The sequence below is a fragment of the Neobacillus sp. plas4 genome, from assembly GCF_057221695.1.
The window spans coordinates 117,417-130,000 of the sequence record NZ_CM170152.1 but is presented as its reverse complement, the minus strand read 5'-3'; the positions used below and the strand labels follow the sequence as shown (position 1 = coordinate 130,000).

The 12,584-nt window shown below is 40.9% G+C and carries 12 protein-coding genes and 1 rRNA gene (1 of these 13 only partly in view); all 13 read right to left on the bottom strand.

Going from position 1 to position 12,584, the window contains the following annotated elements:
* A 16S ribosomal RNA gene (locus tag AC2TFD_RS00605) occupies positions 1 to 764 on the bottom strand (it extends 786 nt beyond the left edge of the window).
* A 395-nt stretch (positions 765 to 1,159) separates the two neighbouring features.
* A complete protein-coding gene (gene lysS / locus AC2TFD_RS00600) occupies positions 1,160 to 2,644 on the bottom strand; it encodes a lysine--tRNA ligase (RefSeq protein ID WP_335569132.1) in 1,485 nt (494 codons plus the stop codon).
* A 206-nt stretch (positions 2,645 to 2,850) separates the two neighbouring features.
* Positions 2,851 to 3,849 carry a tRNA dihydrouridine synthase DusB gene (gene dusB / locus AC2TFD_RS00595; protein WP_335516251.1) on the bottom strand — a complete coding sequence of 333 codons (999 nt, stop codon included), beginning with the start codon at positions 3,847 to 3,849 and terminating at the stop codon, positions 2,851 to 2,853.
* Positions 3,850 to 3,868: 19 nt separating this feature from the next.
* Positions 3,869 to 4,075, bottom strand: a complete 207-nt coding sequence (locus AC2TFD_RS00590) for a helix-turn-helix domain-containing protein (protein WP_335516252.1) — start codon at positions 4,073 to 4,075, stop codon at positions 3,869 to 3,871.
* Positions 4,027 to 4,554 carry a 2-amino-4-hydroxy-6-hydroxymethyldihydropteridine diphosphokinase gene (folK, locus tag AC2TFD_RS00585; protein WP_335516254.1) on the bottom strand — a complete coding sequence of 176 codons (528 nt, stop codon included), beginning with the start codon at positions 4,552 to 4,554 and terminating at the stop codon, positions 4,027 to 4,029. Before folK ends, AC2TFD_RS00590 begins: the two co-directional genes overlap by 49 nt.
* Positions 4,555 to 4,556: 2 nt before the next feature.
* The gene (gene folB / locus AC2TFD_RS00580; protein ID WP_335516256.1) at positions 4,557 to 4,916 is read right to left on the bottom strand and encodes a dihydroneopterin aldolase; all 360 of its coding nucleotides are present in this window, start codon (positions 4,914 to 4,916) and stop codon (positions 4,557 to 4,559) included.
* Positions 4,909 to 5,745: a dihydropteroate synthase gene (gene folP, locus AC2TFD_RS00575; RefSeq protein WP_335516259.1), complete on the bottom strand. Its 837-nt coding sequence runs from the start codon at positions 5,743 to 5,745 to the stop codon at positions 4,909 to 4,911. The genes folB and folP overlap by 8 nt, the downstream gene beginning before the upstream one ends.
* A gap of 111 nt (positions 5,746 to 5,856) precedes the next feature.
* Positions 5,857 to 6,783 (bottom strand): cysteine synthase A, encoded by a 927-nt coding sequence (gene cysK / locus AC2TFD_RS00570; protein ID WP_335516262.1) that lies wholly within the window; start codon positions 6,781 to 6,783, stop codon positions 5,857 to 5,859.
* Between the two features lie 166 nt (positions 6,784 to 6,949).
* A complete protein-coding gene (locus tag AC2TFD_RS00565; protein ID WP_335516266.1) occupies positions 6,950 to 7,846 on the bottom strand; it encodes a peptidyl-prolyl cis-trans isomerase in 897 nt (298 codons plus the stop codon).
* A gap of 19 nt (positions 7,847 to 7,865) precedes the next feature.
* Entirely contained in the window at positions 7,866 to 8,744 is an 879-nt protein-coding gene (hslO, locus tag AC2TFD_RS00560) for an Hsp33 family molecular chaperone HslO (protein ID WP_335569133.1), read from the bottom strand.
* A 121-nt stretch (positions 8,745 to 8,865) separates the two neighbouring features.
* Positions 8,866 to 9,648, bottom strand: a complete 783-nt coding sequence (locus AC2TFD_RS00555) for a type III pantothenate kinase (protein WP_335516272.1) — start codon at positions 9,646 to 9,648, stop codon at positions 8,866 to 8,868.
* A gap of 319 nt (positions 9,649 to 9,967) precedes the next feature.
* Complete coding sequence (gene ftsH, locus AC2TFD_RS00550; protein WP_335569134.1) at positions 9,968 to 11,917, bottom strand: ATP-dependent zinc metalloprotease FtsH; 1,950 nt, start codon at positions 11,915 to 11,917, stop codon at positions 9,968 to 9,970.
* A 121-nt stretch (positions 11,918 to 12,038) separates the two neighbouring features.
* Positions 12,039 to 12,584 (bottom strand): hypoxanthine phosphoribosyltransferase, encoded by a 546-nt coding sequence (hpt, locus tag AC2TFD_RS00545; protein WP_335515798.1) that lies wholly within the window; start codon positions 12,582 to 12,584, stop codon positions 12,039 to 12,041.

Here is a 12,584-nt window from a genome sequence, read left to right as displayed (position 1 = left end):
CAGCGTCAGTTACAGACCAGAAAGCCGCCTTCGCCACTGGTGTTCCTCCACATCTCTACGCATTTCACCGCTACACGTGGAATTCCGCTTTCCTCTTCTGTACTCAAGTCCCCCAGTTTCCAATGACCCTCCACGGTTGAGCCGTGGGCTTTCACATCAGACTTAAAGGACCGCCTGCGCGCGCTTTACGCCCAATAATTCCGGACAACGCTTGCCACCTACGTATTACCGCGGCTGCTGGCACGTAGTTAGCCGTGGCTTTCTGGTTAGGTACCGTCAAGGTACCGGCAGTTACTCCGGTACTTGTTCTTCCCTAACAACAGAGCTTTACGACCCGAAGGCCTTCATCGCTCACGCGGCGTTGCTCCGTCAGACTTTCGTCCATTGCGGAAGATTCCCTACTGCTGCCTCCCGTAGGAGTCTGGGCCGTGTCTCAGTCCCAGTGTGGCCGATCACCCTCTCAGGTCGGCTACGCATCGTCGCCTTGGTGAGCCGTTACCTCACCAACTAGCTAATGCGCCGCGGGCCCATCTGTAAGTGTCAGCGTAAACCGACTTTCAGCTTCCCCTCATGAGAGGGAAAGAATTATCCGGTATTAGCACCGGTTTCCCGGTGTTATCCCAGTCTTACAGGCAGGTTGCCCACGTGTTACTCACCCGTCCGCCGCTAATCAAGAGGTGCAAGCACCTCTTGATTCGCTCGACTTGCATGTATTAGGCACGCCGCCAGCGTTCGTCCTGAGCCAGGATCAAACTCTCCAAGAAAGTTGATATAGCTCATTTGTTACGTTGGCTTAGCTTTTTAAAAAAAGCTAAAAAATTGTTTGTTGACGTTATTGTTTGTTTAGTTTTCAAAGAACAAAGCTACATCACTGAATCACTTCTTCTTATAATAAGTTCAACGAGCGATTCGTATTCATCGCTCAAAGGCGACTTTATTATCTTACCAAGTTATCAACCTGAAGTCAATAACTTTTTAAAAATTATTTTTTAAAACATGCTGTCTCGCAACAACAAAAATAAATATACCACCATTCATTCAACTGTGCAATATCTTTTTCAACATATTTATCAAATATATTAAAATAATAATTTTCAGTTTACTTTTTATACATAAAATAAAAAAGCACCAGGTGCCTGGTGCTTTTTTTCATCTATTATTATCGATGACGCATTAACGGGAATAATAACACATCACGAATGGAAGGTGAATTAGTTAACAGCATCACTAAGCGGTCGACTCCAATTCCCAGACCTCCTGTTGGCGGCATACCATATTCTAACGCCTCTACAAAGTCTTCATCCATTTCATGAGCTTCGTCATTTCCCTGCTCACGTTCTTTTAACTGTGCTTCAAAACGCTCCCTTTGGTCAATTGGATCATTTAACTCGGTGAAAGCATTAGCGTGTTCACGGGCAACAATAAATAACTCAAACCGATCAGTGAATCTTGGATCTTCCTCATTTTTCTTAGCAAGTGGAGAGATCTCAACCGGATGGCCATAAATAAAAGTAGGCTGGATTAACTTTTCTTCTACCTTTTGCTCAAAGAATTCGTTGACGATGTGGCCATATAGCATGTGTTCAGTTATTTCTACGCCATGTTCCTTAGCAATCGAGCGAGCCTCTTCAACGCTCATGTGTTTCCAGAAGTCTACTCCTGTATATTCCTTTATAGCGTCAACCATGTGCAACCTTTTCCACTCCGGCTTAAGGTTGACTTCATATTCTCCGTATTGGACAGTTGTGGTCCCTAAGACCTCTTGAGCGATGTGCGCAATTAGATTTTCAGTCAGACTCATAATATCTTGATAATCTGCATATGCCTCATATAGCTCGATCATCGTAAACTCTGGGTTGTGTCGGGTAGAAACACCTTCGTTACGGAACACTCGTCCAATTTCATACACTTTTTCTAGTCCGCCGACAATCAATCGTTTTAAGTGAAGTTCAATTGCGATCCGCATATATAGTTCCATATCAAGTGCATTATGGTGAGTGATAAATGGTCTTGCTGACGCACCTCCGGCAATCGAGTGCATCATCGGCGTTTCAACCTCCAGGTAACCATTGTTATCAAGATAACGGCGCATAGCTTGGATAATTTTACTTCGAGTAATAAAGGTTTCTCTGCTTTCTTGGCTGACAATTAAATCTAAATATCGCTGGCGGTACCGCTGCTCCACGTCTTTAAGGCCATGGAATTTATCAGGTAATGGACGAAGTGCCTTTGTTAAGAACGTATAGTTTTGAACCTTAACAGATAACTCGCCAACCTTTGTTTTAAATAAAGTTCCATTTACCCCAATGATGTCTCCCAAATCAGAAGAGTCAAAGACCTCATATGCTTCTTCACCAATCGCATCGACTCTAACGTATACTTGAATTTGTCCCGTTAGGTCTTGAATATTAGCAAATCCTGCTTTACCCTTCCCACGTTTGGTCATCATCCGACCTGCAAGTGTAACAGAGATATTTTTCGCTTCTAGATCTTCCTTTTCTAATTCACCGTATTGCTCTACTAATTCTTTGATATTATGAGAACGTTCAAAACGTTTACCAAACGGATCGAACCCTTTTTCACGCATATCATTCATTTTTTCACGTCTGACCTGCAGCTGGTCATTTAATTCTTCCTGACTCATACTAATCAACTCCAATTACGACTTTTATGTAAACCTCGGATTAACGCCTGTGCATTTGCTTTTTTCTACATACTTTATTATTTTACACAAACTTGACAGTTCAGACATTAAAAAAGATTATTTATAAATAAAAACTGCCAGTATTTCACTGGCAGCCTTATGCTCAAACAAAAGTATTATAGAAAAAGAGCTTATTAAAGTCAAATTTATCCTGCGGTAACTTGACTTTCCTTCGCTTCAACTTCTGCAGCCAATTCATTTAAAAGGGCAGCCAACTGATCGCGTGTATTACATTCATTGATTGCATTTCTAGCTTGCCCATTTCCTTTTACCCCTTTTAAATACCACGCCGCATGCTTACGCATTTCTCTGACCGCAATATGCTCATTTTTCAGAGCAATTAGTCGGTCTAGGTGTAGAATACATACATCGATTTTTTCACGAACGGATGGTTCGCCCATTAGTTTACCTGTCTCAAGAAATTGAACCGTACGGTAAATCATCCAAGGGTTTCCTAACGCCGCTCTGCCAATCATGACTCCATCACAACCGGTTTCATCAAGCAGCCTTTTTGCGTCCTGCGGAGTTTGTACGTCACCATTTCCAATAAGCGGGATGTTAATATTCTGCTTAACATCCTTAATAATGTCCCAGTTCGCTTTTCCTTCATACATCTGAACGCGGGTACGGCCATGAAGTGCGACCGCTTGTCCGCCGGCTCTTTCAACGGCCTGTGCATTCTTAACTGCAAAGATATGGTCTTCATCCCAGCCCATACGCATTTTAACCGTTACGGGCTTTTCAACAGCATCCACAACAGCTGATACCATTTCATATATTTTATTCGGGTCTAACAGCCATTTTGCTCCAGCATCACATTTTGTGATTTTAGGAACAGGACAACCCATATTAATGTCAATAATATCCGCATTTGTATTTTTATCTACAAATTGCGCTGCTTCAACAAGGGTTTTCTTTTCACCGCCGAAAATTTGCAGGCTTAGTGGTTTTTCACGTTCGTCAATGTAAAGCATATTCATCGTTTTTTCATTTTTAAGGACAATTCCTTTATCACTGACCATTTCCGCACAAACTAGACCAGCCCCAAATTCTTTCACCGTTAAACGGAAGGCAGAGTTACAAACACCGGCCATCGGTGCCAAAACGACTTGATTTTTCAATTCTATATTGCCGATTTTTATCATGCTCTCAACACCTCCCTTTCTAGTCATTTGGTGATAATTCTTCCAGGCTTATATTTAAAGTGGAACCAATTTTCTTCAGTAAATCACCTGTAGCCAGTCGGTTCCCTCTTTCAATTTCTCCCATTATCGAGACTGATACACCAAGTTCCTTCGCGAAGCTCTCCTGTGTATAACCCTTTAGCTTCCGATAGGCTCGAATACGTCTTCCCCATTTTTCCGCTTCCATATTCGGACTCCTTCTTTGTTAGGTAATTCATTGATCCATGCTGTAAGTGGTCTTTCTATATTTGGAATAATTAGGTCTGGTTTTATCTCTGACAAAGGAATCATGACAAAATCCCTCTCTAGCATCCGTGGATGCGGAACAATAAGCTTCTCTGTTTCAATATTTTCTTGGTTATAAAGGAGAATGTCAAGGTCAATAGTTCGCGGGCCCCAAACAATTTCCCTTTTTCTCCCAAGTTCTAATTCTACTTTTAAACAATAATCCAGTAATTCATGGGCATTCAAAGAAGTCTCGACCTCTAACACCATATTTAAAAATAAATCTTGTTCCTCATAACCAACGGGATCCGTTTCATAAATGGAGGAATAATTTACTAAATTAATTTTCGGATGATTTGCGAGCTGCTTTACTGCTTTCGATAGATAATCATACCTGTTTCCGATGTTAGACCCAAGTCCAATAAATGCTGTATTTCCCATTTTTATCTTCTCCTTGTAATTTCTACTGCAACAGATCGATAATGGCCAGGAATTGGCGGATCTGGCTTTATTACTTTAACGGTTGCTTCAGAAATAAGTGAAAATTGACTCAAAACGGTCCCTGCAATTTTTTCTGCAACAGCTTCTACAAGCTTATAAGGCTCTCCCTCCACAATTTGCTTGCATACCTGAAAAAGCTCACCATAGTTTACTGAATACTCTAGCTCATCTGTTTCTCCGGCCTTTTTCAAATCTACTAGAACCATCATATCGACAATAAATCGTTGTCCAAGTTTCTTTTCTTCAGGAAAAACGCCATGATAACCGTAGAATTCCATTTGGTTTAAAAGTATTTTATCCATGGCTGACACCCTTCCCCATTAGAACATCCATCATTCTTGCCATCCGGCTCATTTCCCTGACATCATGGATACGAATGATTTGGCACCCTTTTTGGATACCATAGCATACCGTTGCCCCTGTCCCTTCCATTCTTTCCTCTACCGGCAAATCAAGTGCCTGGCCTATCATGGATTTTTTAGAGGTTCCTAGAAGAACAGGGTAACCAAGAGCCGTTAATGTATCTAGGTGCTGCATCATCAAAATATTCTCATTCAGGTCTTTCGCAAAACCGATTCCAGGATCTAGAATAATTTGATCATCCTGTACACCTGCTTGTTTTACCATCGCAATACTTTCGTACAGGTCATTTAACACGTCTCTTATAAAATAAGAATAATTTCGATCATGGCGATTATGCATGAGGATAATCGGAACCTTGTATTCTGCAGCAACAGCTGCCATACGTTCATCCGCTTTTGCACCCCAAATATCATTAATTATATGTGCACCCGCTTCAACTGCCTTTTGAGCAACCTTAGCTTTATACGTATCAATGGAAATAGGGACTCTCACTTCTTTAGAAATGGCTTCAATAACAGGGACAACTCGCTCGATTTCTTCCTCTTCTGATATCAATGTATAACCAGGACGGGTGGATTCACCGCCAATATCAATAATATCGGCACCATTTTCAACCATTTCTTTTGCACGGGCAACGGCAATCTCTAAATTGTTGTATTTACCGCCATCTGAGAAGGAATCTGGAGTAGCATTTAATATCCCCATAATGATGGTTTTTTTATCGAAATCCAATGTATATGGCCCGCATTTTATTCCTGCTGTCTGCATCTTTTTAACCACCTTATTTTAATTTACTTCTTACATCATACAAGAAGTTTGTTTTTTAATGCAAAAAAAGAGGGGCTATAGCATACGCTACAACCCCTCTGATATTTTTTATTAACCTTCGTATTGGTAAAGAGGAGTACTTAAATAACGTTCGCCATTGTCAGGAATAATAGCAAGTACCTTCTTACCTTTTCCTAGCTTCTTAGCAATCTCTAAAGCTGCATGAATGGCTGCACCGGAAGAAATACCGCCTAGTATTCCTTCTTCTTTAGCAGCACGGCGAGAAGCAGTAAAAGCTTCTTCAGCTTGAACTTGAATGACCTCATCATAGACTTTCGTATCAAGGACTGCTGGAACAAAACCTGCGCCAATACCTTGAATCTTGTGCGGTCCTGGTTTACCTCCTGATAAAACTGGTGAATCCGTCGGTTCAACTGCATAAATTTTTACATTTGGAAATTTCTCACGAAGAACCTCACCGGCACCTGTGATTGTTCCGCCTGTACCGATTCCCGCTACAAAAGCATCTACCTGATCCATTTGTTCCACAATTTCTTTACCAGTTGTTCTGCGGTGAACCTCAGGGTTTGCTTCATTTTCGAATTGCTGAGGAACAAAGTAACCATTTTCCTCTGCAAGTGCATTCGCCTTTGCAATCGCACCTTTCATTCCTTCAGGTCCAGGAGTTAGAACTAACTCAGCTCCGTACGCACGCAGCAAGTTTCTTCTTTCTAAGCTCATTGTTTCAGGCATAACAAAAATAGCTTTATATCCTTTTGCTGCAGCAATCATAGCTAGACCGATACCTGTATTCCCACTTGTTGGCTCGATAATTGTATCGACACCAGGCTTAATTAAACCTTTTTCTTCCGCTGCTTCAATCATTGCCAAAGCAATACGGTCTTTTACACTACTGCCAGGGTTAAAATATTCAAGTTTCAAATAAACTTCTGCACTATTTTCATCTACTAATCTGTTTAATTTTACAATAGGAGTTTGACCAACTAATTCTGCGACTGAATTTGCTACGCGTACCATTAGAGCACCTCTTTCTTAATTCCGAGTAATTTTATTGGTATTATAATAAATTTATCAGTTTTCTACTAGTTTTGTCAACCACTTTGCTGAGTAAAAATTCCTATTTTTTCAATTTACGATGCTCCAAATAGAATATAAAAACACAGAAATATTTTCTGTGCTTCATTTAGTTTGCACCTTTACTGCCATAAAACCAGTCCACCTTCGCTTCTTCCCAAAAGGTTGTCGCAGAGGCTGAAGTTTTCATTTGTTCAAGTGCAATTTCTCGGCGTATTTGTTGTTTTACATCTTTATAGGAATACTTTTGCTCCTTCATGATACCGTCAAGTTTCACGATTGCAAAACCTCGTTCTACCTTGATAGGATCACTCCAGGCACCTTCCTTCAACTTTTTTGCTGCTTGTAGATAGTCAGAAGGGTATCGTTCTTCTCCTTCTACCAAATAACCGATATCTCCGCCTTCATTTGCGGAAAATTCTTCGATTGAGCGTTCCATTGCGAGTGCAGAAAAACTTGATCCTTGCGATAATTCTTTAATCGCCACTTCTGCCTCTTCATTTGTTTCGACAATAATATGGGACACACGATAGGCTGTAGGAATATTAAAGAGCTCCTTATTTTCTTCATAATAAGCTTTCATCTCTTTTTCAGAAACCTTTACATCTCTGGTCAGGATTTCTTCCTTTAGAAGACTATTCCGAATATGTTCTTTCCACTTCTTTTCTGTCGTCATTTTATTCTCACTTGGCGAACTGTATGTGGTTTGAAGAATTCTATATTCCCGTTCTACATCTTGATCAGATACTTTAATTTTATATTTTGCTGCCATTTCTTTTATGACTACTTGATCAATCATGTCCTTAAGTACATCTTTTCCGTATCTCGACTCTAATTCATTGAGCCAATCTTGCCTTGTAATGTCCACTTTCCCCACTGTAGCAACGACTTCTTCACTGACCCGAGTACCGTTTACCTCTTTCATTTTCGAAAGTAAAAAGGCAATAGTAAGACAGTTCACAAAAATAAGTGCCGCAATAAGGCTCCATAGCTGTTTACGCCTCAACTACTCCTCCCCCTAAAAACTATTTCGCCTGACTCTTTAATTCCTCTAGTTCTTCTTTTGTGAAGAGATATTTTTCATTACAAAAGTGGCAGTGAGCTTCTGCTTGTCCATCTTCAACAATCATAGCCTCAATTTCACCTTGCCCTAAGCCGACAATGGCATCCGCAAAGCGATTTTTTGAACACACACACTTAAACTGAACAGGCATGGTTTCTAGGACATCTACCTGTTCCTTACCAAAAAGCTCCTCTAATATTTCCTCAGGACTAAGCCCCTGTTGAACTAATTTTGAAATTGGCGGGATGGTTTTTAATCGTTCCTCTACCTTGGTAATCGTTTCATCTTTAATTCCAGGCATTAACTGAAAAATAAATCCGCCGGCAGCTAAAATAGAATCATCCGGGTTTACCAGCACACCTACACCAACAGATGAAGGCACTTGTTCGGAAGTAGCAAAATAATAAGTGAAATCTTCCCCTAACTCACCTGATACGATCGGAACAAGGCCTGAGAAGAAATCACGGAGACCCGTATCCTTCACAACTGACAATGTCCCATCAGTGCCGACCGCACGGCGAACATCTAACTTCCCGTGCTCATTTGCCTCAAAGTCAACCTGTGGATTTGTTACATAACCGCGGACATCGCCTTTTGCATTACTATCGACAAGAATGACACCAATTGGGCCTCCTCCATCGACTTTAATCGTCAATTTGTCTTCACCCTTTAACATTGCCCCCATCATTACACCTGCGGTCAGGGAGCGCCCTAGGGCTGCAGAAGCTGTCCTCCACGTTTCATGCCGGCGCTGTGCTTCAGACACCACCTCTGTGGTACGTACAGCATACGCCCTAATTTGACCATCATAGGCCAGTGCTTTTACTAAATAATCACTCATTATGTAACTCCTTTCAAGTTGTTATTTTTTATGTCTAGCTCCAGGCACCGATTAACACTAATGAAAATCCCAAGAATAATCTTCGCAAGAACAAGCGGCCCTTTGCTTGTTCCGAGGCGCCCTACGCATTTCTTATAGTATCCATATTTCTCTTATAGATTAGCTGTAAGCCTTTTAATGTTAAAAATGGATCGACGATATCAATCATCTTCGACTCTTGAGCAATTAGAGCAGATAATCCCCCAGTAGCAATGACGGTCGGTTTTTGTTCACTATGATCAATCATCCTTTTAACGATACCTTCTACCTGACCCACATACCCATAGACAATTCCAGCCTGCATAGCAGCAACTGTATTTTTCCCTACGACACCTTCAGGACGTGCGATTTCAATCCGAGGGAGTTTTGCCGCCTTGGAATATAGAGCCTCTGTCGAGATTCCAATACCTGGCGCGATAGCCCCACCCATATATTGACGCTGTTCATTAACATAGCAATAAGTTGTAGCGGTTCCAAAATCAACGATAATTAACGGACTGCCATATTCATGGATGGCAGCAACGGCATTAACGATTCGGTCTGCTCCTACTTCTCTAGGGTTTTCATATTTAATATTTAGCCCTGTTTTGATGCCTGGTCCTACAACTAACGGAGTAAGATTGAAATACTTACGGCACATTCTTTCTAGAGCAAACATGATAGGCGGAACAACGGAAGAAATAATAATTCCATCTATTCGCGAAAATGAAAGTCCTGATGCGTCAAATAGGGATTTAATCATCATCCCAATTTCATCTTCCGTTCGGTTTCTATTCGTTTCAATACGCCAGTGATATTTTAGTTCTTCCCCTTTATATACACCTAAAACAGTATTGGTATTCCCTACGTCAAATACGAAAATCAAAAGAATCACTCACTTTTCTGATTTTTCTTGTCTAGCTTCGGGCGCCATCGGCTCAAAGAAAAAGAGAACCACTTTTTCCTTGGTCATAAGCAAACCGTCAAGAAGGTAAAAACCAACCTTCATGCCGGCTAGACTTATGCCTGCCGCCGATAGGCCTAAGGAAAACTCCCTAGAATAACCTTCGCAGGAACAAGCTGCTTTGTGCTTGTTCTGAAGGCGCCCTACGCATTTCTATATTGGTTACACTGCAAACATCATATCACAATTATTTTTCATCGTGAAAAAAAGAGTGCCATTATAAGCACTCTTTTTAAAAATTCTATTTCTCTTCAGTTTCAGAAGGCTGGCTAGGTGGTTCTTGATCCTTCTTCGTGCTGATATTTACTTTTACATCATCAATTTTCTTCGTTTCCACAGGTTTAAATCCTTCAAGCTCTGCAGCAGATTCCGGCATACGGCCATTTTGAATTAAGTATTCAATTTGTTCTGCATTTAGCGTTTCAACTTCAAGAAGTGTCTTCGCAATCAGATCAAGTTTATCTCGATTCTCCGTAAGAATGGTTCTAGCTCTTTCATAACACTCTTTAAGAATTCGTTGAATTTCTAGGTCAATTTCAAAGGCAATGGCATCAGAATAGTTTTGCTCATTATGGATGTCACGTCCTAAGAATACCTGACCGCCAGACGCTTGACCAAATTGTCCAACACCAAGCTTGTCACTCATACCAAATTCAGTAACCATTCGACGGGCAATTCCCGTTGCACGTTGGAAGTCGTTATGAGCACCTGTACTTACCTCACCAAAGACAATCTCTTCGGCAACACGCCCACCCAATAAACCAACGATTTTATCAAGTAATTCCGGCTTCGTCATAAAGTAACGATCTTCTCTTGGAAGCATAACCGCATAACCGCCGGCTTGACCACGAGGTACAATGGTAACCTTATGAACCATGTCTGCTTCATTTAGAATTAAACCAATTACGGTATGTCCGCCTTCATGGAAAGCAACAATTCGGCGTTCTTTTTCAGAAATAACACGAGTCTTCTTCGCAGGTCCTGCAATCACCCTGTCAGTTGCTTCATCAATATCTTCCATATCCACTTTCTTCTTATTCTGACGTGCAGCAACCAATGCTGCCTCATTTAATAAGTTTTCTAAGTCTGCACCTGAGAAACCAGGTGTACGCATAGCGATATTCTTTAAGTTTACCGCTTCATCTAAAGGCTTGTTTCTTGCATGTACTTTAAGTACTGCTTCACGTCCATTAACATCTGGACGGTCAACCGTAATTTGTCTGTCAAAACGTCCAGGACGTAGTAATGCAGGGTCAAGAATATCTGGGCGGTTTGTAGCCGCAATAATAATAATTCCTTCGTTTGCACCGAATCCATCCATTTCAACGAGCAATTGATTCAATGTTTGCTCACGTTCATCGTGACCGCCGCCTAAACCTGCGCCACGCTGACGGCCAACTGCGTCAATTTCATCGATAAAAATAATACAAGGTGCATTTTTCTTAGCATTTTCAAACAAATCACGTACACGGGATGCACCGACCCCAACAAACATTTCAACGAAGTCTGAACCGCTTATAGAGAAGAACGGCACGCCAGCTTCACCTGCTACCGCACGTGCAAGTAATGTTTTACCTGTTCCTGGAGGTCCAACAAGCAAGACTCCTTTTGGAATACGCGCACCAAGTTCAGCAAACTTTCTAGGGTCTTTAAGGAACTCTACCACTTCAACTAATTCTTGCTTTTCCTCATCTGCTCCAGCAACATCCTTAAATCGCGCTTTCTTCTTATCATCATTATAAAGCTTTGCTTTACTCTTACCAAAGTTCATAACTCGGCTGCCGCCGCCTTGAGCTTGGTTTAACAAGAAGAAGAATAAAATAAAGATAATCACAAATGGAATAATGGAGGTGAAAAATGTTACCCAGCCGCTTGTTTCCTTAGCAGGCATGACCTCAACCTTAGAGCCTGCAGCGTCGATACGCTCAAGAATCTTCTCGCTATTAGGGACGTAAGTTAGGAAGTTCTTCCCGTCTTTTACCCCTTTTTCAAACTTCCCCCGAACTTCAAATACTCCACGTTCAGGCTGCATAGAAAATGAATCCACTTCATTACTTTCTAAATGGTCAACAAACTCATTGTAAGAAATGTTATCCGTTGGTTCATTGCTTCCATTAAAGAAACTCACCACGCCAATAATGACTAAAAATATTAATAAATAAAAGATGGTATTACGGAAAATCCGATTCATCTCTTACCTCCTCCCACGATAAAAACTTTTTTAGATAGTATCATAGAAAATCATTCCAATTCTTTATATTACTTTTAACTGGGTTCACCATTTTGAAAATGCAATACTGTTTTAGTTTCACTTATAGGTTATCGCTATATACTTCCGGTTTTAATACACCAATATATGGAAGGTTTCGGTATTTTTGGATATAATCTAATCCGTAACCGACCACAAACTCATCGGGGCAAATAAAACCTACATAGTCTGCTTTTATTGCACTCTTCCTTCCTGTTGGTTTATCAAGTAAAGTAACAATTTTGATTGACTTTGCTTTTCGGTAGCGGAACAAATCAACTAGATAACTTAATGTTAATCCGCTATCGATTATATCCTCAATGATTAGGATATCTCTGCCTTCAACAGATGTATCTAAATCCTTTAGGATTTTCACTTCCCCTGATGTTACCATGGCAGTGCCATAGCTTGATACATCCATAAAATCCATTTCCAAGTAGCAATCCATTCGTTTTAGCAAATCAGCCATAAATGGCATTGCACCCTTCAGGACACCGATTGCGAGCGGGAAGCGATCCTGATACTCTTCTGTTAATTGAGCTCCTAACGCCTTAACTTTCTCCTGAATTTCTTCTTCAGAAAATAATACTTTTTCAATATCCTGTTTCAT

Coding starts and splice junctions, on each gene's coding strand:
- lysS (WP_335569132.1), bottom strand. CDS start 2,644: ATGAGTCAGGAAGAATTAAATGACCAGCTGCAGGTCAGACGTGAAAAA.
- dusB (WP_335516251.1), bottom strand. CDS start 3,849: ATGATAAAAATCGGCAATATAGAATTGAAAAATCAAGTCGTTTTGGCA.
- AC2TFD_RS00590 (WP_335516252.1), bottom strand. CDS start 4,075: ATGGAAGCGGAAAAATGGGGAAGACGTATTCGAGCCTATCGGAAGCTA.
- folK (WP_335516254.1), bottom strand. CDS start 4,554: ATGGGAAATACAGCATTTATTGGACTTGGGTCTAACATCGGAAACAGG.
- folB (WP_335516256.1), bottom strand. CDS start 4,916: ATGGATAAAATACTTTTAAACCAAATGGAATTCTACGGTTATCATGGC.
- folP (WP_335516259.1), bottom strand. CDS start 5,745: ATGCAGACAGCAGGAATAAAATGCGGGCCATATACATTGGATTTCGAT.
- cysK (WP_335516262.1), bottom strand. CDS start 6,783: ATGGTACGCGTAGCAAATTCAGTCGCAGAATTAGTTGGTCAAACTCCT.
- hslO (WP_335569133.1), bottom strand. CDS start 8,744: ATGAGTGATTATTTAGTAAAAGCACTGGCCTATGATGGTCAAATTAGG.
- ftsH (WP_335569134.1), bottom strand. CDS start 11,917: ATGAATCGGATTTTCCGTAATACCATCTTTTATTTATTAATATTTTTA.
- hpt (WP_335515798.1), bottom strand. CDS start 12,584: ATGAAACAGGATATTGAAAAAGTATTATTTTCTGAAGAAGAAATTCAG.